Genomic DNA, 26219 nt, shown 5'->3' with positions numbered 1-26219 from the left:
ATGTTTGCAAGTTCTTTTTTTATAGATTTAAATCTTGTTGATAATTTAATGGTGAAAAGTCAGTTGATTTTGTAATCAATTGAGCTGCAAGTTTCTGATATGCATTGAGAGCAAGCTTGGCTGATTTAAAACTATAATGATTAGCCAATTCAGTCAAATTTGAATCTTCATTTAAAGCAGCAATTTGTGCATCATGAATGTTAGAAACGTATTTTTGAACTAATTGATTTTGAACATCTTTTAATTGATCATTAAATTCAAGATAATGGGAATCAACTAAAATTCCAACTAATTTAAAAATCCAATAGGCTGATTTCGCGTCATAATCATGACCAACTTTATACTTATATTCTGGTGGTGTATTTGTAATTCCGGCAAAAAAGGGAACAAATGTACTTTGAGCACCAACTCCCATCAGCAACCAATGAATATTTCCAATTTCTTTAGGAAGTTTATCAGATAACTGTAATACATGAGCTTCTTGCGTCTTAGCAAGACTAACTGGTCTAAATTTATGTTTTTCAATTTCTGTGCCACTTCCAATTGGATCATAAACTGTTTCTTGAAAATGTGAGCTAAGATAGTTTTGTGCATCAAAAGCTGAAATTAATCGGTTACTTTTTCGAATAAATGGTAAATTTTGAGATTCTGGGTCTTGTTTAATTTCTGGATTAAACATTTTTTGACCATACCAAACTCGGGGAGTACTGTAATATGCATCTGCTTGTGTTTGTGTTCCAAAGATTTCTCTAAAATTAAACCCCTGACGATTGGGATTTAAAGAATTATCGGCTACAAACTTTTGAATGTCGGGAGACCATTTGAAATTATGTGGGTCATTAAAATCAATTAATTGAATAGCCATTTGATTAGCTACTACAGCATAACTATCATCAGGGATTCTTTGAGCAACCCAATGATGTCCAGAGCCAATTTCAAAATACCATACATCTTTATCATCAGAAATTAAAATTCCATTGGTTTCAGAAGCACCATATTTACTAACAATTTCACCTAATCGATTAACACCTTCAACCGCAGATTTAATGTATGGAAGGATTACTGTTACAATAGCTTCCTCACCAATTCCATTTGTAACCAATGGATCGCATCCTAGAATCTGATTATTAGCGTATGTGCTTTCTGTTGCACTAACTGCAACTCCATATTCATTAATTCCATCTTCTTCAAAAATCCCATACTTATTAGTCCATTCTGGGGTAGAAGTGTATTTGGCTCGTTCTAATGGAAGTTCTAAAGTAAATCCATTGTCTTTTGAAACAAATCGTTGTGGTTTATCAAACACTTGATGTTCATTAACAATAAACCGTTTTGGCCAAGCAGCTTTGCAGTCTTCATTTCTTCCAATTAAAGTGCTCCCATCAGTAGTTGCATCTTTACCAACCAGAATACTAGTACACGCGGAAAATTCAAAATCATTCATAAAAAATCACTCCTTTAGTAAACTTAATCTATCGATGTAATTGTAACACCAATTAAAATCTTAATAATAGCTTTTTTTTTACAAAAAAAGTTAATTCCAAATTAGTATTAGAATTAACTTTAAAAATATTTAATTGAAGATCATCATCGTTTTTAAATTAATTTTTTAATAACCTATTTTAAGAAATCAGCTTTTTCAAAATCGGGATCCGGATATGTATAAAATCCTTTTCCTGATTCAACCCCAATTTCGCCTTTATCAATCATTTTTTTAAGTAACTCAGCAGCTTTTTGAGAAGTAGGATCTTGTGTCATTTTATTAATCTCATAAACAGTACGTAATCCAATCATATCAACAAAACCAAATGGACCCATTGGTGATCCAGTTGCAATCATCCATGTTTTATCAATTGTTTTAGGATCAGAAACTCCTTTAACCCATAGCTGAATTCCTGCTGTTAAAAAAGGAACTAGTAAAGAATTTAAAATATAACCAGGTTGCTCCTTATTAACAAGTAAGGGAACCATTCCAATTTCTCTTGAATACTTTTCAAACATCTCAGGTAAATCCTTATCAGTCTTACTCTGGGACATGATTTCTGCAGTATTATTTTTCCAAATTTCATTAGCAAAATGATAGGCTAAAAATTTATCTGGTCGTCCTGTATAATCAGCAAATTGTGAAGGTAAAAGGGTCGATGTATTAGTTGCAACAATTGTTTTATCATCAGCTAACTTGGAAAATTTTTCATAGAAGTTTTTCTTAGTTTCGATATTTTCTGGAAGAGCTTCAATTACTAAATCAGCATCTTTAAGTGACTTAGCTAGGTCTGTCGTATAAGTAAGATGTCTTTGTGCATCATCGAGCTGCTTTTCAGTTGCTCCAAGATCTTTTTTAACAGCTTGAGCCCAGCGACTTACCCGTTCTTTAGCACTATCTAATGAGCTTTCTTTTCGTCCCCAAATAGTAACATTTTTGCCATGAAATGCTGACATATATGCAATTTGAGAACCAAGTGTTCCTCCACCAACTATCGTAACGTTATTAAATTTCATTTTACTAATCTCCTTTATTAGTCAATGTTTTATTTTAACAAAGCAAGTATAACACTATAACCATTTCAAAAATATCAAATACTCTTATAAATTATATCCAAAAAAATTATACTTTAAAATTCAATTGTTTTATAAAAAGGATAGTTAAACATGCTTTTTGATAATCTCAATTGTCGCCGAAAACGGTTAAGCGTTATAATTAAAATATAAAATTAAATGGGGTTTATTATGAAAAATGAACAATACATAATGGCTATTGATGAAGGAACTACTTCTGTTAGAGCTATATTATTTGATCACCGTGGACACGAAATTGGGCGAGCACAAAAGGAAATCAACCAAATTTTTCCTCAACCAGGATGGGTAGAACAAGATCCCAATGAAATTTGGAATAAAACTGAAGCTGTCATTTCTGAAGTTTTATTTAAAACCGAAACTCAGCCATACAAGGTCCGTTCGATTGGAATTAGCAATCAAAGAGAAACCACAGTAGTTTGGAATAAGCGAACCGGAAAACCAATTTATAATGCCATTGTTTGGCAGTCCAAACAGACTAGCAAAATTACTAATCAACTAAAAAAACAAGGTTTGGCTGATAAAATTCATAGTAAGACTGGACTAATTATTGATTCATACTTTTCTGCAACTAAAATTCGTTGGATTTTGGATCAAGTATCTGGTGCACAAGCACTGGCTCAATCCGGTGATCTACTTTTTGGAACGATTGATACCTGGCTGTTATGGAAGTTAACCGCTGGCAAAGTCCATGCAACGGATTTAACAAATGCTAGCAGAACAATGTTATTTAACATCAATACTCTTACATGGGATCAGGAATTATTGGACATTTTCAATATTCCTAAAGTAATGCTACCTAAAGTAGAAGAATCATCACATCTTTACGGATACACGCAAAATTTCACTTTCATGGGAGTTCAAATTCCAATTTCAGGAATTGCTGGTGACCAACAAGCTTCATTATTTGGCCAATTAGCACTCAAACCTGGAATGACAAAAAATACCTATGGAACTGGTGCTTTCATTATGATGAACCTTGGGAATCTTCCTAAATTTTCTAAAAGAGGACTATTAACCACTATTGCATATGGAATAAATGGAAAAATATATTATGCTTTTGAAGGTAGTGTTTTCATTGCAGGTGCAGCAATTCAGTGGCTAAAGGATGAACTAAAATTAATTGATGATGTTAGCAAAACAGCTAAAATGGCAACTATTGCTAATCAAGAACCGCTATTTGTAGTTCCAGCTTTTTCTGGATTAGGTGCGCCATATTGGAATGAAAACGTTCGGGGATCTATTTTAGGAATTACTAATCATACTGGGATAAATGAGATTGTTAAAGCAACTCTAGAGTCGTTAGCATTTCAAACAAAAGATGTAATAAAAACCATGACTGAAGAAACTAAAGTTCCGTTAAATTCATTAGTAATTGATGGAGGAGTTTCTAAAAATGATTTTTTACTACAATTTCAAGCTGATATCTTAAATCAATCAATTGAACGCTCAGCAACTTCTGAATCAACTGCACTTGGGGCAGCCTTTTTAGCAGGATTAGCTGTTGGATATTGGAAAAAAATTGAAGAGTTAGAATCGATTAAATCGTCCGGCCAATTTTTCAAACCTAACATGTCCGAAAATAAACGAACTCAACTTTATTATAATTGGAAAATGGCCATCAAAGCTACTGAAAACTTCGAGGAGAATAATAAGTGAACTTACCAGAAAAATTTAAAGAAAAATATCAAAAACTTTTAGGACCGGAATATCCCGATTTTCTTAAAAGCTTTGATGAGAAGCCAGATCACGGATTTAGAATTAATCAATTAAAACCTAAGGCTGATATTCAAGTTAATACCGACCAACCAATTGAATACGTTAATAATGGTTTTATTGGTAAAATTGATGGTAAGTCTCCAGAACATCAAAGTGGCTATGTTTATAGCCAAGAGCCATCCGCAATGTTTGTTGCCCAAGTAGCTAATCCTCATCCAGGTGAAAAAATCTTAGATTTATGTGCTGCGCCAGGTGGAAAATCTACTCAATTAGCAAGCTTAATGGACAATCGAGGGCTCCTAGTTTCTAATGAAATTGATCGTGGACGTGCCAAAGTTCTGGTAGAAAATATTGAAAGATTTGGTGTTAAAAACCCATTAATTTTAAATGAAAAACCTGGTAATTTAGCGAAACATTTTAAAAAATATTTTGATAAAATTTTAATTGATGCTCCATGTTCTGGAGAGGGAATGTTTCGAAAAAATCACGATGCAATTAATTATTGGTCAGAAAATTATCCAAAAGAATGTGCTACGTTGCAACGTGAAATTATCAAAGAAGCAGTTAAAATGTTAAAACCGGGTGGTCAAATTATTTACTCAACTTGTACTTTTGCCCCAGAAGAAGATGAACAAATCATTGCATGGTTAGTTGACAACTATAATTTTAAGATTCTACCAATTGAAAAATTTAATGGAATGAGTCAGGGACGGCCCGATTGGGCTAATGGAAATCAAGATTTAAGTAACACAGTTCGCCTATTTCCTCATTTGTTTAAAGGAGATGGTCACTTTGTTGCTAAATTACAAAACTTGGACGAAGGTAAATCTGGAAAAATTAAATATCAACATTCTAATGTTTCTGGGGAGCTTAAAAAAGAATGGGATAATTTTAAACAGGCAAGTTTTATTAATTTTAACCCCCAAAATTTATTAAGATTTGGGGAAACACTTTATTCATTTAACTCAGATATTCCCGATTTAAATGGCTTAAAAGTGATGCGACCGGGAACTCCTTTAGGACAAATTAAAAAAAATCGAATTGAGCCTGCCTATGGGCTAGCATTAGAAATTAATCCGGAAAAAGTAAAAAATAAATTAAATATTACACGCGACGAATGGAAAATGTATGTTCATGGTGATACTATTCCAACTGATTCTAATTTAGAAAAGGGTTGGTATTTATTACTATGTGAGAACATGCCAGTAGGATTTGGAAAAGTAGTTTCTGGTACCATCAAGAACTTTTTCCCTAAAGGGTTACGGTTTAACGCATAATAAAAAACGACTTCTAAAAAATGAAGTCGTTTTTTATAGTTTTCTTTGTTGTAAATAATTTTGCAAGTCAGCACTTACCACAATTTTACTTTTTCTTAATTCCGGAATATTTTTAACTCCAAGCATTACAAAAATTGCTTTAACTCCATAAATCCACTCTGAAAGCATTATTTCGGTCTTTTCAGGGCCTTTATCAATTAATGAAGATAAGATTGCACTTGCAATCCCAACGGCATTAGCACCCAAATACAAGGCTTTTACAACTTCAAGCGGAGATGTAATTCCTCCCGCAGCAATATAATGCATATCAGAAACCTTTTGAGATTCAAATAATGTCTCAACAGTGGTTAATCCCCAATCTTCAAGATAGTCCATTTCTTTATTAGGACGCCGAAAGTTTTCAATTTGCACAAAATTTGTACCACCTTTGCCGCCAAGATTAACATATTGAACACCAAGTTCTTTTAACTGCTGAATCGATTCATGTGACATACCAAAGCCAACTTCTTTTACAATTACTGGAAGACTAAAATGCTCAACAATTTTTTTAATATTAGTAAGCCAATTAAAGGTACGATCACCCTCGGGCATTACAACTTCTTGAGCAACATTAACATGTAGTTCGATTGCATCAGCATCAATCATTTCAATTGCTTTAGCAACGTCTAAAATGGTTGCATTAGCACTTAAGTTAGCAATTTTTATACCATTAGGATTATTTTTTTTAATAACTGCAAATGTTTTTTCTAGCTGTGGCTCACGAATTGCAACACTTTCACTACCAACAGCCATAGCAAGCTCTAATTTTTTAGCAATATCACTTAATTGTTGGTTAATTTTACAAGTGTAATCACTGCCACCAGTCATAGCTTCAATATAAAAGGGAACCGTTAATTTTAATGGACCAATGGTTGTAGAAATATCAACATCCGTAAACTTAATTTCAGGAATAGAATTAGGAATAAAGCGAATTTTTTCAAATCCAGCATGAGATTTTTCTTTATGAAACTTTTTGGCCAAAGATAAATGTTCATCTTTGCGATGTGATTGAATACTTACCATAACAAAAGCCCCTTAATAATTATAAATTTCAATATCCAAACGTTCAATTCCATGCTTTTCCCAGTTTTCAATTAACTGATCCACTGAATCATTATTTTTAATAAAAACAATTCCACAATCGCCACCACCAGCACCAGAAGTCTTAGCCGCACCACCAAATTGATTTGCAACTTCGATTAATTCTTTAAGCTTAGGCGTCTCAATCACAACATTTGCCATCTTAGCTAAATTCAATAAAAGCAATCGATTTTTTTTAATGTTATCCATTATGATTTCGATATTATCTTGACGAAATCCATTAGTAATATCATGAACGCATTTATTACTATCGTGTAAAAATTGGCGATAACGAACTTGATTTTTTCCTTTTTTTAGTTCAACTTTGTCAATTAAATGAGAAGTCGAAGCAGGGGCTCCAGACCACCCAACTAAAAACTTCAAAGTCAAAGGAACTTGTAAGGGAATTATTTCTAAACTAGGCCATTCTAATTTAATTAACTTATTTAATGAGATGCGCTTTCGAAAACTTGAAAGCCAGGCCCGATCAAAAGACGTATATGAAATTATGCCTCCAAAAACACTTGAAGCAATATCGCCTAAGGAACCATTTCCCTGTACTTCAAAATGGGCAATTGCTGACAATTTAAATAATTCTGTTTTCGTTAAGTTAAGTTGATATAATTTGCATACTGCTTTCACTGTTGCAACGGTTACAGCAGCTGAAGATCCTAATCCATACTTTTTCCCATCTCCACTGTCTAATTCGCTATTAATGTTAATATTAAATGTCTTTAGTTCAAGCTGTAAAGATTTAATATATTCTTCGGCAACTTTGATTCCTGAAACAATGTATTTAAATGGGTTATCTCGGTCATCTAAAACAATTTCTGAATTAATTCGTTGCCAGTGAAGCATCGTTTTTTCATATTGTTGAGATGTAATAATCCCAAAATCCTTTGTTTCTTCAATTTCAGCAGTCACGAAACGATTAACTGCCGCAATAATTGCGGGATGTCCAGTTTCTACAACGGCGTATTCTCCAGCCAAATATAATTTTCCAGGTGCTTTTGTCGTAATCAAAAAAAAACTTCTTTCATAAATATATTTTTATTTATACTCAATTCCAGGACCAGCAGTAGTTACTATGACTTTATCTGGACCAAATTGTTTCTCTAATTCCTCAACTAGTTTATCAGTATTTTGTCGTTCAACTAATATTTTAACATTTGGACCAGCATCCATTGTGAAATAACAATCCAGGCCTTGACTTCGTAAGTTATGGACAATATTCATAACTTTTAAGGAGTCCGCATCAAAATAAGTATAATTTGGTGAAGAACTTAAAGTTAACGCATGCATCTGCATTGCATTTTGTTCAGCAATCTTTCCCAAAGCTTTAAAATTTTGTTGTTTTATAGCAATTTTAATTTGTTCAAGCGCTTGCTCACATTCTTTTTCCCAAGCGGAGTAGTAGGGAGATGTATCAACAGAAATTTGCATACCCCTCGAACTACTCATTTGTTTTTCTGACTGATTAACTAATACTGCAACTACACTAATGGGCCAATCAACTTGTTCTTCAATTGGAATCGCATAAGATGATTCATCACTATTGCCTTTTTTCCATTCAACAAATCCCCCATAGATACTTCGAGTTGCTGATCCTGATCCTTGTCTAGCTAACCGCGACAGATCTTTTTTACTTAGATCTAGTCCAATCGCTTTACTAGCTGCAGCTGCAAGTGCCGCAAATCCTGATGCAGAAGATGCTAATCCTGCTGATGTAGGAACATGATTAATTGTCGAAACCTTCGCATAAATCTTTTGATTAGCTAAATTTCTAATTAAATCAAGAAATGCTACAATTCTTTTGGTTTTTTTTTCTTCCAATAACTTTCCATTAAAGGTAATTTGATCTTCGCTGAGCTGTTCATCGAAAAAAACCGATGTATCAGTATAAAAATCATTTAAAGTTAACGATAAACTACTAGTAGTCGGAAGCTTTAGCTTTTGATTAGCTTTGCCCCAATATTTGATTAAGGCAATATTAGTATGTGCACGGGCAGTAATCTTAGTTTTAGAGATTGTCATTATTTACCTCATTAGTTAATTTCATTTAAAGACTGAATCCAAGCAGCTTTAGCCCCCGCAGTCATTAATTGATGTTGTATTATCTGGGCTTGGTTAAGGGTTTTAGTGATTGCAATAATGCAACCACCCATTCCGCTACCTGTAAGTTTAGCACCCAATGCACCATTTTTCTTTGCAACCATAATTAAATGATTAATTTCTGGAGAGCTCACCCCTAAATTGGCTAAAATACTCTGGGCTTGATTCATTATTTTACCAGTTTGTACAATGTTATTATTATTTAAAGTAGCTTTAACTTGCTCTGTTAAATTACCTAGTTGGTTGATTTCCTGCTGAACCCTTTCTGGAAAATGAGTTAGTCGTTGCTGAACTTGTTCTACTGCAACTTTTGTATTACTAGAAATTCCAGTATCTGCAATAATAATAAAACCAGTCGTATTAAATGAAATAGTACTAAATTTAGCATTTTCAAATAAAATTGGTTGGTTTGAGACAACCGTTTTCGCATCAATTCCACTAGGATTTCCATGGGTAATTTTTTCTTCAATATTAATAAGCTGATTAAGTACTTGTTCATTTAAAGCGTGCTTAAAATAAGCAAAATAAGCACGGACAATGGCAGCTGAAATTGCTGCTGAAGATCCCATTCCACGACCTAATGGAATTTCACTATCGATTTGAATATCAAAGTTAATGTTGTGATTATTTAGTCTTTGATTTAAACAATCAATTAAACTTAAGATTCCCATCATTGAAGAGGGCAACTTTGATAAAGGACCATTGAAATAATTACTATAAATTTTTGATTCATTCTCTTGGTTAGGTATAACTCTAACCTCAACTTTAATTTGGGGTAGGGGAAACACAATAGCTGGTTTTTGGTAAACCGCACTATGTTCTCCCAAAAAGATAACTTTAGCATGACTTTTTCCAACTGCTGCTTTATTCATTAATAATCGCTCACTTTCTTAACTGTTATATTTTATCATATTTGACGACTTAACCAATCATTCAAAGTGATTTGATATTATCGATTTAAACAATTTTGTAGTAAAATTAAGTTAGCTTATACGAATGAGAGTAGGGACTTTAATGAAGCAAAATACAACATATGCTGTTGTTGACATGGAAACAACAGGAACTAACATCAAACAAGGCGCGCATATTATTCAATTTAGCGTAAGTTTTGTAAAAAATAATCAAGTCATTGACTCATATTCGACATACATAAATGATGGAGTTGAAATTTCAGAAGAAATTTCTAATTTGACTGATATCACTAGTGAAACGATTAAAGATGCCCCAACCTTTGATCAAGTAGCGGGAACTATTTATAAAAAACTAAAAAATACAGTCTTTGTTGCTCATAATGTAAATTTTGATTTTCCTTTCTTGAATACCTTTTTAGATCGAGTTGGTTTTCCAGAATTAGATATTCCAGCTATCGATACAGTTAGTTTAACGCAAATTTTTTTCCCCACTCTAAATAGTTATCGACTAAGTGATTTAAGTAAACATTTTAAAATTAAACATAAACATCCGCATTCTTCTGCTAGTGATGCTGCGGCAACTGCTACCTTATTAATTAAAATTACAGAAAAAATTAAGTCGATTCCTCAAACTACTTTAAAAAATATTTTAGACATCAATCTTGATTTACCACATAATACGGTAGATTTCATTAGATCAATTTATAATCAAGAAAAAAGCATCGTCTCATCTTTATCATCTGATTTAGTTAATGTAGAGGGTCTCATTATCAAAAAAGTTAAAACTCCAAATTATCATGAACATCTAAAACTTGATAAATTTCCTACAACCAAGGGTAAAAAGTTACAATTATTACAGCCTAACTATGATTGGCGAGAATCTCAAAGTAAAATGATGAATTTAATTTATCGTAATTTTAATGATAATAAAAAGAAACCAACTAATTTACTAATTGAATCGCCAACAGGGAGCGGGAAAACATTAGGTTTTTTAGTTCCAATGGCTTATTTATGTCGTAAGGGGAAATCAGTAGTTATTAGTACCGCAACTATTGCATTACAAAATCAATTACAACAAACTGTCAACCAAGTTCTAAATCAACAACTTGGATTTGGTTTTAACATAGTTGTATTAAAAGGAAAAAGTCATTACTTAGATTTAAATCGATTTTTACTAAGCCTAGTCATTGATGATGGGAATAAGCAATCACAATTTATTAAAGCAAAAATATTAATTTGGTTAACGGAAACTGAAACTGGCGATTTAGATGAATTGAATTTACCCAAAAAAGCAACCATAATTAATCAAATAAATTATCAATCAGGTTTTTCTGATGATAATCTAGATTTGGGTAATTATGACTTTCTTAATCGACAATCTGAACATTTAAAGCACGCGGATTTTGTCATCACTAATCATAATTATTTATATCAAAACTCGCGTAAAATTAATGAAAATCTCAACCAAAGACCTTATTTGGTAATTGATGAAGCCCCCAAACTTGCCGATGTCGCCTATTCTTCTCAACAAAGTTGGTTATGGTTAGGTACAATAAAACAAAATAGTGGCCGAGTCAGAAATGATGTCTTCCAAACGCATGCTGAAAACTTAAATGACATTTTTTCACATAATAAGAATCTCTTAGCTGAAACCGAAAAAATTGTTCAAATTGTTGATCAAATTGCTGAAGTTAATACCTATTTAATTAATCAATTTGCTAAATTGTTTATGAAAAGGCTTAAACCAGACCAGTTTGAAATAGGATTACATCATTCTAAATTGCAAGAGTTTATTGAAAAGTATCAACAGCAATTTAACCAACTCAATCGGTTAAATCAGTCCTTAATCGAAACTTTACAAAAGTTAAATTTTCAAATTTCTCATCATTCTGATCGCTGGATTCCCTCAGATTATGAGTGTTTTTTAAAATTTAATGAACATTTAAATAACATCACATCATTCATAAACCAAATTAATGAGGTAATTGATAACTTTTCCGTTAGTAATCTTGCAGATGTAGTTTTAATGAAGTATGGATCCGATCATGATCCTAATAACGTTACCTTAGAAACAGTGCAACTAAATGCGGCCCATACGCTAAGTAAAGATATTTATAAATATTTTCAACCAGGTATTTTCACTGGAGCCTTTTTGTTTACTTCAAAAAAGTCTCAGTTCATTTATGATCAACTTGATTTAAATCGAAATAATACTAGAATGAAGAGACTTAAATCAGATTTTGAATATGATAAACAAACTGTCCTAATGATTTCTAAACAAACTCCGATACCGGAAAACGCTAACAACGAAGAATACGTTCAATACTTATCCGATTCAATCCTTGATATATACAATAGCTACCCTGTACCAACTCTTGTACTATTCAATTCATTAGAACTAATTGAAGCTGTTTACCATAATATTCATAAACGAAATCAAATTCCATATATACTTGCTTCAAGAATATCAGGAAGCCAAGAAAAGATTAGCAAAAAATTTCAAGAGACTAATAATTCAATTATTTTAGGTGCAAAGGGTTTTTGGGAGGGAGTAGATTTCCCTAATAATTATTTAAAGTCAGTTATTATTCCACGTCTTCCATTTTCAGCACCTGGCAATCCCTTAACTAAAGCTCGCACCACATATTTAAGAAAGGAAAAAAAGAATCCATTTACCAGCTATTCGTTACCACAAGCAACCATTGACTTAAAACAAGGAATGGGGCGCTTGTTACGACATAAAGATGACTATGGTACCATTACAATTCTAGATAATCGATTATTAACTAAAAAGTATGGTGAACAAATGATGCGATCATTTAATGAAAAGCTTAATGTCTTTCAAGGAAATATGACTGAAATAGTTGCCAAAAATAAGGAATTTTTTAGTAAAAAAAGTGAATCATAATTTGCTATAATTATAATATTACAGCATCCAAAAGAGGAAAATTATGCGAGAAAAAAGATTACTACGTATGCGTATATTACGTTATTTAAAAATATTGATTGCCTTAATTATTGTTTTATTTTTGTTAGGAATAATGGTTCTTCATATTTCACAACGTCCTTTTCAAAAAAAACGATCAATCACAATTGACTTAGTTGAAAAATATGCTAAGTTTCATGATGTTTCAAATTTTAGTGAAAGTAATGTTGGAACTACTTACTATTCTGTCTCAGGAAAAAATAAAGATAATAAACCTTCCTTTGCAATTATTAACAAAGACATGAAACACATTAAAGTTTTTAAGCAGGCAGATGGTATTAGTCAAGCACAAGCTGAAAAAATTGCTCAATCTAATCCTCAACAAAAGGTCAGCAAAATTGGGTTAGTTTTAGTTAAAAATAATCCTGCTTGGCTGGTTTCTTTGAAAAATGAAAATGAAAGTTATAATTATGTAACCATTAATTTTAAAAATGGTAAAAAAATTAAATCATTACATGTTTAAGGTGAGGGGATTATGGATAATAATTTAGTTAAATATTTAGATTATGGATCGGTAAATATTTCAGGGGCTATTCTATCAAATCTGAAAAAGCTAGGATTAACAGCAACTGAAACAGTAATTTTAATTGAATTATTTTATTTTAAAAATAAAGGGGTTCCATTCCCAGATCCACAAATAGTTGCTGATGTAACTGGTTTTGACAAAGATTTAGTTTTTGAAACAATTCATCAATTAGTTTCAAAAAAATTCATTGCAATTATTGATGGGAATCATCATTCTGCTGAATATAGTTTTAAACCTTTATACCAAAAACTAGATCAGTTATTAGTTCAGCATCCTAATGTCAAAGTTGAAATCACAGAAAATAATCTTGAATCAGAAGGGGAAAATATATCAAAACGGCAAACCCTGTTTAATGAATTTTCTCAAGAATTCGGACGCCCACTGTCATCAATTGAATTAGAAACCATCAGTAATTGGTTAGACATAGATAAATATTCTATTGTAATCATTAAATTGGCCTTGAGAGAAGCAGTTTTACAACAAGTTTATAGTTTGAAATATATTGATCGAATTTTAATTTCTTGGAAAAAACAAAACATCACTTCGGCTGCCCAAGTTGAAGCTCAACGTAATAACTACGAAAAACAAAAAAGTGGAACTAATAATCAATCAAAGGATTTACCTAAAATTCCTCTTTTTAAAATTAAAAAGCAATAACATAGTATGTTAGGGAGTCATGATGGTTTTCCATTTTAATTAGTCTTAATATGATAAAATTGAAATAACAAAAAACATTAAGGAAAAATAAAATTTATGGATTATAGTTTATGGAAACAGTTTCCAACTTTAGAAAATAAATTAAAAATCACCCAAGAAATTATGATAAATCAAATTAACCTTGATAATCATAAATTTAAAAAGGGAATCGATGATTTGATTAATGGAAATGGAAAAATGCTTCGAGCTGCACTATTACTAATCTTTAGTGAATATGGTAATAACCATGATGAATTAATTTTTGAAAAAGCCGCAGCATCTATTGAAATTATTCATTTAGCATCCTTAGTTCATGACGATGTAATTGACGAATCTGACTTGCGACGTACGGCTCGAACATTAAACAGCCGTTTTGGGCAACATGAAGCCATTTATTTAGGTGATTATTTATTTACCCAATATTTTAAATTATTAATTGATTATGCACCTGATAAAGCTAACTTAAATTTTAATATCAAGCTAATTCAATCAATCCTAGATGGCGAATTACACCAAAGCACCTCAAAAAATAATTTAAGAAGATCAGAAACTGATTACTTTAAAGCAATTAATGGAAAAACATCTGCTTTATTTATAAATAGTGCTGCTGAAGGTGCTATCTTAGGTGGGGCTAATCCTTCAATTATTAAGTTAGCCGAACAAATTGGCTCCAAAATAGGGGATGCCTTTCAAATTAGAGATGATTTACTTGATTTTAACCCAACTTATGTAACTGGTAAGCCAAAATTAGAAGATGTAACTGAAGGAATTTACACACTTCCCATCATTTATGCACTAGAAACCAATTATCAAAAAGAATTAAAAAAACTATTAAAAAAAGACCAGCTAGCTTTAGCTGATCTTCATAAAATTCAAAACATAATTGAATTAAGTGGTGGATTATCACGCGCTCAACAAACCCTTACCAACACGTTAAATGATTGTTTTGAATTAGTTAACAAATTACCCGATGGTAATTCCAAAAGCACTTTAAACACAATCATTGAAAAAATATTTAAATAATTAATTTAAACAACTCCTTGATCCATAGCATATAGCTTGCGATAGCGGGGGTTGTTTTTATATAGTTCAGTTGGATTTCCTTCCATTTTAATTGAACCATTTTCTAAGAAAATAACTTGATTCATGTTCGATAATCCTTGGAGATGATGGGTTACCCAAATGACTGTTTTTCCTCTTAAAACCCGATTAAGGGTGATGATTAAATCATTTTCAGTGATTGGATCAAGCCCCACAGTTGGTTCATCAAGTAGCACAATTGGATTATTTTGTAATAAGATTCTTGCTAATGCTAATCGTTGTCGTTGACCCCCAGAGAAGCGAATACCATTTTCTCGAACATTAGTATTATATCCATTTGGTAAAGATTCAATATATTCTTCTAGCCCAACATCCTTCAATGCTTGTTTAACATCTTCATCACTAGCATTTTCATTTCCAATTCGAACATTATTCAAAACTGAAGTATTGAAAAGAAAAGGGTGTTGATCTAAAACACTAAACCATTTAGCTTGATTTTTTTGTAATTCTGTAACATTAATGCCATCAATTGTGATGGCACCACTATTAGGAACTAATGATCCCAATAACAATTGAAGTAAGGTCGTTTTCCCAACTCCACTAGGACCAATAATTGCTAGTTTATGACCTTTCTTAACTTCAAAAGAAACATCATTGATTAAACTAGTTTTTTCGCCTGGATAATTAAAAGTTACATTATTCATCTTAATTTCTTTAAAAGTACTAGGATTAATCATAGATTGATTGGAACTAGGCCTTATTTGGTCATTTGATAATTTATTTAGCCTAACCACAGAATCCTTATACATTGGCCATTCTTCCATAGCCTGACTAACTGGTATAAAAGCATCCATTAAGGGTAATACGCCTAATACAAAAGCAGCTGCATAATTTGCAAGTGATTGCGATGAAGTAAAAAACCAATTTGACCATACAAGCGTGCCAATTAAAATAATTGCAAACATCATTTTAATTACCAAATCCCGATTCCACTCATATTTGTGGGTTCTATAATTAGAAGTATCTAATTTAGCATCATTACTGGTAACTCGCTTTAAAAATCCCTTCTTCCGGCCTGAAATCATCCAATCACCAATTCCAAATGTTGCATCAGTCAATTCACTGTATGATTGATGGACTAACGATTTCTCATATTCCTTTGAGGCTCCACGCATTGCAACTGATGCCAAGGGAATAACTAATAAAATAATAGTGAAGGCAACTAGCATAAAAATTGCATATGGCCAACTAATGATTCCTAAACAAATAATTACGATAATTCCAGTAATGTATGCCACAATCGTTGGAAAAATTGTTCTTAGATACAAATTTTCCAAATGATCAATATCTTCAGCTAAGATGCTAAGCAAATCACCAGTTTGAAACTTACTAGTTAAAAACATCGCACTAGTTTCGAGGGTAGTATAGAGTCGCTTTCTAAGTAAAGAAGTTACTTTCAGCACCCAATTATGACTATTAATTCGTTCCAAATACTTAAATAATGGTCTTCCAATCCCAAATGCTCTAGTTAGAAGAACTGGAACATAAACAATTAAAATATTATAAGGATGGGTAGCTGAACGACTAATTAAATATCCTGCAACAAACATTAATCCAATAGCACAGAAAAAAGTTAAAACGCCTAAGAAAAAGACCAAAATTAAAAGTTTTTTATACTTTGCTAAATAAGGTTTGATCCACGTATCATTTTTAAACATTTTATGCATTTTTATCTACACCTCGAATCTCGTTAATTAATTCTTTGTAAACACCATTTTGCTTGATTAGCTCAGTTGGTGTTCCTTGTTCTACTATTTTACCGTGATCCATAACTAAAATATAATCCATGTTTTGCATCCAATGAAGACGATGAGTAGCAAAAATAACTAATCGATTTTTAAAAATTGGAAGCATTGTCTGCTTGAGTTCATATTCAGTTTCAATGTCTAAATGAGCGGTAGGCTCATCAAGAAGTAAGATTTCACGATTATGATCTAATAATGTTCTTGCAAGCGCAATTCTTTGTGCTTGACCGCCGCTAATTCCACGTCCACTTTCACCAATTTCCGTTTTAAAGCCTGCTCGTAAATTATTAATAAATTTCATTAATCCAGCTTTTTCTGCAGCATCTTCAATTTGCTCAGCACTCGCATTCGGCTGATAGAAAGCAATGTTTTCTGCAATTGTACCAGCAAAAATATAAGGATCTTGTGGAATATAACTAATGTGTTTTTGCCACTCTATTTGAGCTAAACTATCCACTTTTTCTTGATTTACTTCAAATGGTAATTGATCAGCATCTGTAGGATCAAGCCAGCCACCTAACATATTCAAAAGCGTTGATTTTCCAGAACCAGAACGTCCTACAATTCCAATATTTTGATATCCATTAACTTTAAAATTAATATTTTTCAAAGCCGGACTATTTTTATCATAAAAGAAATTTAAATTATTAACTATTAATTTACTATCACTTTTCCATCCAGTAAAATGTTTTAGTTTAATTTTACTTGAAGGAGATTTGATTTTTAAAATTTCTAAAATATTAGTTAGGGCATTTTTACCATCTAAAGTAGCATGATAATCATCACCATAATCCCTAACCGGCAAAAAGTAATCGGGAGCTAATACTAAAATAGTTAAAGCAGGCAATAATAAAATTTTTCCATCAATTAAAGCAACCCCCAAAAAGACTGCTACAATTGCAATTGAAATGGTAGTGAAAAAATCAAGCGCAAACGTTGAAAGAAGGGCTACTTTTAAAACGCTCATGGTACTTTTACGATAATTTTCGCTAACTCGGTAAAGATTATCGGCATACTTATCACTCAGCCCAAAAAGTTTTAAAGTTTTTAGTCCTCGCATCGTATCAACAAAATTATTTGACATGTCTTTAAAACCCTTATATTGTCGAGCAGATTTAGCTTGAGCTGCTAAACCTAAAATAATCATAAAAATAATAATAATTGGAAAAACTAAGAAAAGCGTAATTCCTGATATAAAATCAATCATAAAAATTGCAATTAATAAAATTACTGGAATAATTGCCATATTTACCGTTTTTAAAATAATTAAATTAAAATAGTTTTCAATTTTATCTATTCCTTCAAGTGCCAAAGTAATTAAATGACCTGATCCAATTTGACTAACCATACGCGGACCAAGCTCAAACTCTTTAGTAAGCAATTGAGTTTTAATTTCACCAGTAGCTTTCGTTGCAAATCGATCGGTTATTTGATTTTCAATCCTTGTAACTAAATAACGAACAACAAAGGCTATAAAAAAATACAGCATTGGCAAGAGCAATGCTGTAATTTTTTTTAAGCTCCATGTATTAACGACTGCTAAAGATAAAAAGTAAGCCTCTAAGATAATCGCTAAAGATTGGATAATTGCCAAACAACTTAGTTTAATAATTAACTTTTTGACACCGGGAATAGACATGAGTTGTTTATCAAACATATCCGTTCTCCAATCTTAATTAATATCCTTCACCATTTTCCAAATCTTTTTTAAACTCTTGAAGTGAAATTCGATGCCATTGTGATACATAACTCCAAATAAAGTAAGCAAGCATAATTGGCAAAAGAATTACTAAAACAATGGTCATTATCACTAAAGTATATGGCGAAGATGAAACTTCTTTAATCAATAAACTATGAGCAGGATTATTAGCAATTAAAACGTAAGGGAATAATCCAGTAAAGATTAACATTACGATTAACGCAAATAATGATGAACTAGCAATAATAGCTTGAATCTCCTTATCAGTTGCACATGCAATTTGTCCCCAAACTGTCACTGCAACAATTAATACTAAGAAAACTAAAGTTGCGACAAGATGGCGTTCATAAAAATCAGTTTGGAAATAAAGTGCAATTACAATCAATACTTCAACTGGGTAAGCAATCCAATATAGATTATCAGCTAACCGAGAAGCATGATAACGAATCAAGCCTTCAGTACGAAGAGCAATGTAATTTAATCCTTGGTAAAGTGAAACTGCTGTGACACATAGACCACCAAGAATTGAAAGAGGGTTAACAACATTATAAAAACTTACGAAGATGTTTCCACTCGCATCAATTGGGAGAGGTTGAATCATATCAGTAAATAACATTCCTAATAAAAACGGAATGAATAAACACGAGATAAAATTAACCCATAACCATCCATGCTTTCCCTTTTCAGTTAAAGCTGCATCTGAAAACTCGAAGGAAACTCCTCTAAAAATTAAAGCAACCAGTACGAAGAATAAAAGTAAATAGAATCCTGAAAATAAACTAGCATACCACCCAGGTAAGGAAGCAAACATTGCACCACCAGCAGTAACTAGGAAAACTTCGTTACCATCCCAGTGCGGTCCAATGGTTCTAAGTAATAATTTTCGTTCAGTATAGTTAGAGGCCAAAAACCTTGTAGCCATTCCAACTCCAAAATCAGCACCATCAAGTACTAAGAAGAGTATGAAAAGTAAACCAATTACGGCATACCATAATAATTGTAAGAAACTCATTTTTCAAATGCCCCCTTAGAAAATGGATCTTCAAGATCATAGTTAGTTTTATCACCTAAACCTTCAGGACCTTCAAATAAAAAGTGTTTTGCATACATAATCATGAAGAATCCTAGAGTGGTAAATAGTAAGAAGTAAACAATATTAGTAAATAATACTGACATTGCAGAAGTTGAAGGGGATACCGCAGCTGCAATTGGAAGTAATCCATAAACAACCCAAGGATCACGACCAAGTTCAGTAACTAACCATCCACAAGAGTTAATAATAAACGGACCAAAAGTTGCAATTCCAAGAAGAAGAGTCAACCATTTTTGTTTTAAAATTGTATCTTTTTTCTTTCTTGAGAACCAGAGGCCTAAGATTGATAATCCAGCTAATACACCAAATCCGGCACCCATAATTCTAAAGGCAAAGAATAGGGTATTAACAGGCAAATTATAGTTCATATCTTTCCCAAATTTTTTATTATATTCTTTGTGAAGGTCTTTATTAGTTTGATCCATTCCGGTCACAGAACCAGAAAGTTTATGGTAAGAAAGAATACTTAACATATAAGGAACTTCAATTTTAAACTCACCCTTATGATCTTTTTCATTAGTAATTTGGAAAACCGTCCAGGGTGCAGGACTTTCAGTATTTTTGTAAATACCTTCAGTTGCAGCAAATTTCATTGGTTGTTCTTTAATTAAATATTGGGTCTGCATATCACCTGAGACGAAACTTCCGATACAAGCGAATAGTCCAATAATTAAACCAATTCTCATTGATTTTCTAAAGAACTTAGGTGACTTATTTCTAAATAGCATAATTGCTGACATCCCAGCAACAATGAAGGCACCCGTAATAAATGCTCCAAAAATGACATGAGGAAATTCATACCATAGTTGTTGATTCTTAAGTAATGCTGAAAAACTAGTCATTTGTACATGTCCAGTTGCAGCGTTAATTTTGTACCCAACTGGATGTTGCATAAAACTATTAGCAGCTAAAATCCAAAGGGCTGAAATTGATGATCCGAGAAATACTAACCAAATCATCAATGCATGCCAAGCAGGTTTTAATTTATCCCACGTAAACATCCAAACCCCAATAAAAGTAGATTCCATGAAGAAAGCTAGTAAAGCTTCAATTGCAAGGGGAGCTCCAAAAATATCTCCCATAAATCTTGAATATTCAGACCAGTTCATTCCAAATTGAAATTCTTGAATTAAACCAGTAACGACCCCAACAGCGAAACTAAGTAGGAAAATTCTCCCCCAAAACTTAGTCATCGTTTTATACATAGGATCTTTTTTAATCACATATAATGTTTCCATAATTGCAACAACTAACGCAAGTCCAATTGACATTGGCACAAAGAAAAAGTGAAAGATAGTCGTCATTGCAAATTGAAAACGAGCTAGTGGCAAAACACTAAGTCCTATATTTAACATTATCTACATTCTCCTTAATTAACAATTAGCTTTGAAGAGCAGCCTTAAGACCAGATAATTCAAAAGCTGAACGTTTAAAAATTGCATGTTTTAAAGGTGGTACGATTATTCCCTTTAGCTTAAGGTGAATTCCTAATAAGTTAATCTCAGCAATTCCAGAATAAGGACCAAGAGAACAAACAGTTCCTAAAGAATTATAAACAAACTTAACTGGTTGCTTATTTTGTAACTTAGCTTCTAAATTCTTAACTGCATTGGTAGCTTCAACAATTGCAATTTGTCCAGTAGTAGGGTACATTCGACCACTTTCTGGATCCTTAACCGCAGAAACATCTCCAATAATATATTCGTTAGGAAAATCAGCTAAGCTCATATCATCATTAACTGCTACTCGATCACGATGTTGATCGTATCCAGCCTTAGATATAATTTGATTTCCCCGTACACCAGCAGTCCAAAAAGTAATGTTAGCGGGTAGAAAAGTTTGTTTATCACCGTAAATAACCCCATCTTTTTTCACTTCAGTAACTGTACTTCCTATAATGAAAGTAATTCCTTTATTTTCAAGATATTTTTGGGCATATTCTGCATATTTTTTAGCAAACATTGGCAAAAATCCAGGTGCAATACAGGTAATCTTCATCTCGTCTTTATTAAACCCATACTTTTTAGCCCACTTAGGAACTTGATGAGCTAATTCTCCAAGTAATTCAATACTAGTAAAACCCCCACCAACTACAGCAATCGATAACAATGATTTATCTTTAGTTTCTTGATATTTTTCCAAAGCAGCTAAGATGGTATGATAGTCTGCGAGCGCATTATCAACATCACTAATTTTTAAAGCAATATCATCTGCCCCTGGAGTTCCAAAAGTTTCTGATTCAAAACCTAGAGCATTAAATAGATAGTCAAAATGAAGTGAACCATTTTTTTCTAATTCAACCTCATTTTTTTCTCTATTGATATTAACAACTGTATCTTGAACAAATTTAATTTTGTCACTCACAGCATCTCGAATATCCATTTCGATATTTTCTGGAACATTAGTCCCTGCGGCAACTGTGTGTAAAGCAGTTGCGTCATAATGGTATGAATTTTTATTAACTAAAGTAACGTTTAAATCTAACTTACTTTTAGCCAAGACCTTACATGCACGCATACCAGCATAACCAGCACCTAATACAAGTACATCAGTCATACACATTCGCCTCCTAATTCTTAAGTGACAATTTGTCACTTTATTTAATTACTACATCTTTAATTGTACTACAAATATAATAATATACCCATCCTTATTGTAGTAAAATAAGAATATTAAAGAAGGGGGAATAAAATTGCAAGGAATGCAAAAAATTTTGAAAATGGTGAGATTCAACAGTTTAATTGCTACGATTTTACCATTTGTTTTGGGAATTTCATTTACACTGTATTATTTCAATTCCATTAATATCTTAAATACTATTATCTTTTTACTAATTTGTTGTTTAATGCAAATGATTGTTAATCTTCGGGATAGTATTAAAGATTATGACAATGCAAAAAATTTTGCTGTAGAACAAAATCAAGATGAGGTTTTTGCTAAGATTGGACATAAACATGATTTGAGAAAATTTAAGTTGTTATGTTATGGAATGATTTTTATAGGGGGACTTTTAGCACTTTATCTGGTTTATTTAACTAATTTTATAATTTTATTATTAGGATTGTTTAGTACCCTAATTGGTTATTTATATACCGGGGGAAAGCATCCAATTGAAAATGGTCCATTCGGAGAACTTTGCTCTGGGCTCACAATGGGTTATATCATTACTTTAGCTTGTGTCTTAGTTAATATTCCAATGTTAGATTATTCTTGGAGCTTGGCTTGGAAATTAATTTTTGTTTCTGGAATTGCAATTTGTGCCATTGCTAATATTATGTTAGCTAATAATACTTGCGATTATGAGGCTGATCTTAAAATAAATCGCCATACTTTTGTTAGTTATGTTGGTAAAAGTGGAGCGTTAAAAGTTTATGCTGGTTACTATGTGCTTGGATATCTTTTATTATTAATTGCAATTATTTTACATTACTTACCCATTGAAATGTTGATTGTATTTTTAACAATTCCAATAATTATAAAAAATACAAAAATGTTTTTTGCAGTTCAAGTCAAGAAAGAGACATTTATTTTAACCATTAAAAATGATGTTGCTTTATTAGCTAGTTCATTACTTGGACTATTTATTTATTTAATTTTCAAATAGTATGATCAAAAAAGGAGTCGCATTAATGCGACTCCTTTTTTATTGACCGCTATTAGTATTATTTGAAACAGTAGCGGGCTTATTTTCTGTTGTATTTTCGGGCTGTGCATGGTTCTGACTTTGATTGTTATTATCATTGCTATTTGAAGAAGTAGCAGCTGACGAATTATTGTTTTGTTGCTCATTATTTGATTGATTGTTGTTATTAGGATTTTGTTCTGTAGGGGCACTGGTTCCGTTATTGGGTTTACCATTATTGGAATTATTTCCATTATTTTGTGAATTATTATGGCTTTGATTATTGTTAGTAACTGATTGATTATTATTAACCTGTTGATTTTGTGTGCCTGAAGATGATGAAGCTGGCTTAACAGTTTGATTTTCACCATGCCCAGCCAAATAATATTGATCATGATTATCTTTAAAAGTTTTTACAACATCCTTAGGCTTTGACCAATTAGTATTAGGTAATCCCTCAGAAGCCGTGGACATAACCGCTTTATAATACTTTTGAGCAATTGTATATTGATTACCGGTAATTTGATGCCCATCCTGAAATGGCTGATCATATCCCGTCCAAATTGACATAGAATAGTGCTTTGTATATCCAGTAAACCATGCATCCATATCTGAATTATTTGGAACTTTACTTAGCCATTCAGAAGGGTATTGAGTTTGACCAGATTTACCTGCTTGATTTAAACCAGAAATACGGGCGCTTGTTGCACTACCATTACTATCATTAATAACCCCCTTGAGCATCTGAGTCATAATGAATGCAGTGGCAGCAGACATAGCTTGATTACTCTTTGTATCAAAAGTTTCACTGTCGCCAGTTGGTGTAACAACTTTATCAATCATATAAGGTTGATAATAAGTTCCTCCATTTGAAAAGGCAGAAAAAGCGGCAGCTTCCTGTTCAGTCGAAACATAAGCTCCTAAACCATTTTGAAGGGTAAGTGGTTTATCAAACTTCATTCCTAATCCACTCAAAAATTCAGTAGCTCGATCAATTCCAACTGCCTCAAGTGTCCGAACAGCTGGGACATTTCGAGATTCTACCAATGCTTTTTGCATTGTCATAGATCCTTCATACTTATTATCAAAGTTATTAACTTTAATGTTAGTCCCTGGATAAGTGTACGGTGTATCTTTAACCGTCTGATAAGTAGGATAGTGAAGATATTCAACGGCTGGACCATAATCCATCAATGGCTTAATAGTTGATCCACTTGATCTAGCTGTTTGAACAGCACGATTCAAACCGAACAATGTATTTTGTTTTCGCCCGCCAAGCATTGCAACCACTTTACCATTATTAGGGTCAACCACAGTAGCACCAATTTGAAAATCATTATCAGGAAATCCAAGGCCTTCATTACTATCATTTGCTAGCTTATACATATGCTTTTGCATATCCATGTCAAGATTTGTATAAATTTTATTACCAGCATCTAATTTATAACCCTTTTGTTGCATTTCCTGTATTACTTGGCTAATATAGCCATCGGCATACTTTTCATTGGCTTGAGTAGGATTACTTTTAGCCCGTTTTTTATCAATTCCTTTTTCAATGTTTTCTTTTTTCGCAGCTTCAGCCTGAGACTTTGAAATTGCTTTATTTTTAACCATAGCATCTAGCACCTGATTACGTCGTGCCTTAGCATATTCTGGGTTATTAACGGGATTATAAGAAACTGGAGCTTGAGGTAATCCAGCTAGTAAAGCAGTTTGAGATAAATCAAGTTCACTTAAAGGCTTATCAAACATTACCTCGGATGCCGTTTGCATCCCATAAGAGTTGTTTCCCATATAAACTTTATTAATATAAAATTCTAAAATTTGTTGCTTACTATAATTTCGATCAACTTGAATAGCCAACCATGCTTCTTGTGCTTTTCGTTTAATTGTTTGATCAGAAGACTTAGTGGAAAAAACTGATAGTTTTACTAATTGTTGGGTTAAAGTACTTCCACCTTGTAATCCTCCGCCCCCAAAAATATTGCTAACAGCTGCTTCAACAATTCGAATTGGATCAATTCCCTTATCAGTATAAAAGTGACGATCTTCAACTGAAATAATCGCATTTTTTAAATTTTCCGGAATATCTTGAGACTTTACATAGTCTCTATTTTGCATTCCTAAGCGAGAAATTACTTTTCCATTTTTATCGTAGATTGTAGTTGAATTATCACTGGATAAGGTACTGTATGAAATGTGAGGGGCAGTCGCTGCATAGTAAGTGAACATGCCACATCCTAATAAGAATAAAACAAATAGGAAGAAAACAATCCATAAAAGAATATGACCCACAGGTCCCATATGTCGCTTATTCTTTTTAATTCGAGAATATATTTCATCTGAACTCATATTTTTCTCCTTTAATTTAAAATATCAATGATTTTTTGTACGGCTTTAAGATATGGAAGTACTGGATTAATTTGATAGCTAATTTTGTAACCGAATTTTTCAAACTCTTGTTTAGCAATCGATTTTCGGCCGCCTGATTTCATTCGATTCCAAAAAATAAACAACTTATCACTATTTAAAACATAAATTTCACGAGATTTTACGAACTTAACTATTGTAAAACAAATTCCACCTTGAGCAACACATTTTTCCATATGGATAATTTGATGTTCATGAAAATTACTAAGCGGGAATGAAGTTTTATTCATAGTTTCCTTGGCATCAAAATCAATATATTTACCCTTAAAAATCCCATTATAATCAGTTGTAGAAGCTTGTTTGAAGTAAGCTTCTCTAATTACAGCAGCACTTCGTTTGGGATAATCAACTTTGACAATTTGAATTGGAGTGGGTTTTTTATGAATCACTGCAAGATCTTTCATCAGATAGTACTGATTACTATCATTAATTTCCTGTTCTAGTGTCATTCCACGATCGCCGTAGTTTACATTGTTAATCTTATTACGGTTAACTGAAGCTAAGTTTCTATTTCCATTAGGGTACTTAATTGTCAAAAAATAACTCCTTTTACAAGTTTAAAGTAATAAAGCAAGTATAATTCATTACAAATGATAAATGTAATACAAT

At 32.3% G+C, this 26219-nt stretch carries 20 protein-coding genes; 7 read left to right on the top strand and 13 right to left on the bottom strand.

Annotation, left to right across the window (positions count from 1 at the left end; genetic code table 11):
• Window positions 1–19: 19 nt before the first annotated feature.
• Together AC0GLY_RS03740 and AC0GLY_RS03735 are read right to left on the bottom strand one after the other, a co-directional pair.
• Entirely contained in the window at window positions 20–1444 is a 1425-nt protein-coding gene (locus tag AC0GLY_RS03740) for a C69 family dipeptidase (protein WP_496612187.1), read from the bottom strand.
• 173 nt (window positions 1445–1617) lie between these two features.
• Entirely contained in the window at window positions 1618–2499 is an 882-nt protein-coding gene (locus AC0GLY_RS03735; protein ID WP_496612186.1) for a 3-hydroxyacyl-CoA dehydrogenase, read from the bottom strand.
• A 228-nt stretch (window positions 2500–2727) separates the two neighbouring features.
• On the opposite strand from AC0GLY_RS03735, the gene glpK reads away from it, so the two are divergent.
• Together glpK and AC0GLY_RS03725 are read left to right on the top strand one after the other, a co-directional pair.
• Window positions 2728–4233, top strand: coding sequence for a glycerol kinase GlpK (glpK, locus tag AC0GLY_RS03730; RefSeq protein ID WP_496612185.1), 1506 nt, complete (start codon window positions 2728–2730; stop codon window positions 4231–4233).
• Window positions 4230–5570, top strand: coding sequence for an RsmB/NOP family class I SAM-dependent RNA methyltransferase (locus AC0GLY_RS03725; protein ID WP_496612184.1), 1341 nt, complete (start codon window positions 4230–4232; stop codon window positions 5568–5570). The genes glpK and AC0GLY_RS03725 overlap by 4 nt, the downstream gene beginning before the upstream one ends.
• A gap of 33 nt (window positions 5571–5603) precedes the next feature.
• Here the strand turns inward: AC0GLY_RS03725 and fni are convergent, their stop codons facing one another.
• Genes fni through mvk form a run of 4 tightly spaced genes read right to left on the bottom strand, consistent with a single transcriptional unit; the run spans window position 5604 to window position 9673 of the window.
• Window positions 5604–6632 carry a type 2 isopentenyl-diphosphate Delta-isomerase gene (gene fni, locus AC0GLY_RS03720; protein ID WP_496612183.1) on the bottom strand — a complete coding sequence of 343 codons (1029 nt, stop codon included), beginning with the start codon at window positions 6630–6632 and terminating at the stop codon, window positions 5604–5606.
• 12 nt (window positions 6633–6644) lie between these two features.
• Complete coding sequence (locus tag AC0GLY_RS03715; RefSeq protein ID WP_496612182.1) at window positions 6645–7712, bottom strand: phosphomevalonate kinase; 1068 nt, start codon at window positions 7710–7712, stop codon at window positions 6645–6647.
• Window positions 7713–7739: 27 nt separating this feature from the next.
• On the bottom strand, window positions 7740–8723 hold the full coding sequence (gene mvaD, locus AC0GLY_RS03710) for a diphosphomevalonate decarboxylase (protein ID WP_496612181.1): 984 nt from the start codon (window positions 8721–8723) through the stop codon (window positions 7740–7742).
• An 11-nt stretch (window positions 8724–8734) separates the two neighbouring features.
• Window positions 8735–9673: a mevalonate kinase gene (gene mvk, locus AC0GLY_RS03705; protein WP_496612180.1), complete on the bottom strand. Its 939-nt coding sequence runs from the start codon at window positions 9671–9673 to the stop codon at window positions 8735–8737.
• A gap of 142 nt (window positions 9674–9815) precedes the next feature.
• On the opposite strand from mvk, the gene AC0GLY_RS03700 reads away from it, so the two are divergent.
• The 4 genes from AC0GLY_RS03700 to AC0GLY_RS03685 all read left to right on the top strand — a co-directional run bounded on the left by AC0GLY_RS03700 (window position 9816) and on the right by AC0GLY_RS03685 (window position 14943).
• A complete protein-coding gene (locus tag AC0GLY_RS03700) occupies window positions 9816–12620 on the top strand; it encodes a helicase C-terminal domain-containing protein (RefSeq protein WP_496612179.1) in 2805 nt (934 codons plus the stop codon).
• A 43-nt stretch (window positions 12621–12663) separates the two neighbouring features.
• Window positions 12664–13161: a cell wall elongation regulator TseB-like domain-containing protein gene (locus tag AC0GLY_RS03695; protein WP_496612178.1), complete on the top strand. Its 498-nt coding sequence runs from the start codon at window positions 12664–12666 to the stop codon at window positions 13159–13161.
• A gap of 12 nt (window positions 13162–13173) precedes the next feature.
• The gene (locus tag AC0GLY_RS03690) at window positions 13174–13881 is read left to right on the top strand and encodes a DnaD domain-containing protein (protein WP_496612177.1); all 708 of its coding nucleotides are present in this window, start codon (window positions 13174–13176) and stop codon (window positions 13879–13881) included.
• Between the two features lie 96 nt (window positions 13882–13977).
• Entirely contained in the window at window positions 13978–14943 is a 966-nt protein-coding gene (locus AC0GLY_RS03685; protein WP_496612176.1) for a polyprenyl synthetase family protein, read from the top strand.
• 5 nt (window positions 14944–14948) lie between these two features.
• Here AC0GLY_RS03685 and cydC read toward each other — a convergent pair whose 3' ends face one another.
• From cydC to AC0GLY_RS03660, 5 genes are read right to left on the bottom strand one after another with little or no spacing between them, the layout of a single operon-like run.
• Complete coding sequence (gene cydC / locus AC0GLY_RS03680) at window positions 14949–16688, bottom strand: thiol reductant ABC exporter subunit CydC (RefSeq protein ID WP_496612175.1); 1740 nt, start codon at window positions 16686–16688, stop codon at window positions 14949–14951.
• The gene (gene cydD / locus AC0GLY_RS03675) at window positions 16681–18423 is read right to left on the bottom strand and encodes a thiol reductant ABC exporter subunit CydD (RefSeq protein WP_496612174.1); all 1743 of its coding nucleotides are present in this window, start codon (window positions 18421–18423) and stop codon (window positions 16681–16683) included. Before cydD ends, cydC begins: the two co-directional genes overlap by 8 nt.
• A 19-nt stretch (window positions 18424–18442) precedes the next feature.
• The gene (cydB, locus tag AC0GLY_RS03670) at window positions 18443–19477 is read right to left on the bottom strand and encodes a cytochrome d ubiquinol oxidase subunit II (protein ID WP_496612173.1); all 1035 of its coding nucleotides are present in this window, start codon (window positions 19475–19477) and stop codon (window positions 18443–18445) included.
• A complete protein-coding gene (locus AC0GLY_RS03665; RefSeq protein WP_496612172.1) occupies window positions 19474–20913 on the bottom strand; it encodes a cytochrome ubiquinol oxidase subunit I in 1440 nt (479 codons plus the stop codon). Before AC0GLY_RS03665 ends, cydB begins: the two co-directional genes overlap by 4 nt.
• Window positions 20914–20938: 25 nt before the next feature.
• The gene (locus AC0GLY_RS03660; protein ID WP_496612171.1) at window positions 20939–22114 is read right to left on the bottom strand and encodes an NAD(P)/FAD-dependent oxidoreductase; all 1176 of its coding nucleotides are present in this window, start codon (window positions 22112–22114) and stop codon (window positions 20939–20941) included.
• Between the two features lie 145 nt (window positions 22115–22259).
• Between AC0GLY_RS03660 and AC0GLY_RS03655 the strand changes: the two genes are divergently transcribed.
• A complete protein-coding gene (locus tag AC0GLY_RS03655) occupies window positions 22260–23162 on the top strand; it encodes a prenyltransferase (protein ID WP_496612244.1) in 903 nt (300 codons plus the stop codon).
• A gap of 39 nt (window positions 23163–23201) precedes the next feature.
• Here the strand turns inward: AC0GLY_RS03655 and AC0GLY_RS03650 are convergent, their stop codons facing one another.
• Together AC0GLY_RS03650 and recU are read right to left on the bottom strand one after the other, a co-directional pair.
• A complete protein-coding gene (locus AC0GLY_RS03650) occupies window positions 23202–25532 on the bottom strand; it encodes a PBP1A family penicillin-binding protein (RefSeq protein ID WP_496612170.1) in 2331 nt (776 codons plus the stop codon).
• 11 nt (window positions 25533–25543) lie between these two features.
• Entirely contained in the window at window positions 25544–26146 is a 603-nt protein-coding gene (gene recU, locus AC0GLY_RS03645) for a Holliday junction resolvase RecU (protein ID WP_496612169.1), read from the bottom strand.
• Between the last annotated feature and the right edge of the window lie 73 nt (window positions 26147–26219).

Source organism: Fructilactobacillus sp. YLN 2507 (assembly GCF_059614085.1).
Note: the sequence above shows the minus strand (reverse complement) of the source record. Positions and strands in the feature narration are given on the sequence as shown.

Coding starts and splice junctions, on each gene's coding strand:
- AC0GLY_RS03740 (WP_496612187.1), bottom strand. CDS start 1,444: ATGAATGATTTTGAATTTTCCGCGTGTACTAGTATTCTGGTTGGTAAA.
- AC0GLY_RS03735 (WP_496612186.1), bottom strand. CDS start 2,499: ATGAAATTTAATAACGTTACGATAGTTGGTGGAGGAACACTTGGTTCT.
- glpK (WP_496612185.1), top strand. CDS start 2,728: ATGAAAAATGAACAATACATAATGGCTATTGATGAAGGAACTACTTCT.
- fni (WP_496612183.1), bottom strand. CDS start 6,632: ATGGTAAGTATTCAATCACATCGCAAAGATGAACATTTATCTTTGGCC.
- mvaD (WP_496612181.1), bottom strand. CDS start 8,723: ATGACAATCTCTAAAACTAAGATTACTGCCCGTGCACATACTAATATT.
- mvk (WP_496612180.1), bottom strand. CDS start 9,673: ATGAATAAAGCAGCAGTTGGAAAAAGTCATGCTAAAGTTATCTTTTTG.
- AC0GLY_RS03700 (WP_496612179.1), top strand. CDS start 9,816: ATGAAGCAAAATACAACATATGCTGTTGTTGACATGGAAACAACAGGA.
- AC0GLY_RS03695 (WP_496612178.1), top strand. CDS start 12,664: ATGCGAGAAAAAAGATTACTACGTATGCGTATATTACGTTATTTAAAA.
- AC0GLY_RS03690 (WP_496612177.1), top strand. CDS start 13,174: ATGGATAATAATTTAGTTAAATATTTAGATTATGGATCGGTAAATATT.
- AC0GLY_RS03685 (WP_496612176.1), top strand. CDS start 13,978: ATGGATTATAGTTTATGGAAACAGTTTCCAACTTTAGAAAATAAATTA.
- cydC (WP_496612175.1), bottom strand. CDS start 16,688: ATGCATAAAATGTTTAAAAATGATACGTGGATCAAACCTTATTTAGCA.
- cydD (WP_496612174.1), bottom strand. CDS start 18,423: ATGTTTGATAAACAACTCATGTCTATTCCCGGTGTCAAAAAGTTAATT.
- cydB (WP_496612173.1), bottom strand. CDS start 19,477: ATGAGTTTCTTACAATTATTATGGTATGCCGTAATTGGTTTACTTTTC.
- AC0GLY_RS03665 (WP_496612172.1), bottom strand. CDS start 20,913: ATGTTAAATATAGGACTTAGTGTTTTGCCACTAGCTCGTTTTCAATTT.
- AC0GLY_RS03660 (WP_496612171.1), bottom strand. CDS start 22,114: ATGACTGATGTACTTGTATTAGGTGCTGGTTATGCTGGTATGCGTGCA.
- AC0GLY_RS03655 (WP_496612244.1), top strand. CDS start 22,260: ATGCAAAAAATTTTGAAAATGGTGAGATTCAACAGTTTAATTGCTACG.
- AC0GLY_RS03650 (WP_496612170.1), bottom strand. CDS start 25,532: ATGAGTTCAGATGAAATATATTCTCGAATTAAAAAGAATAAGCGACAT.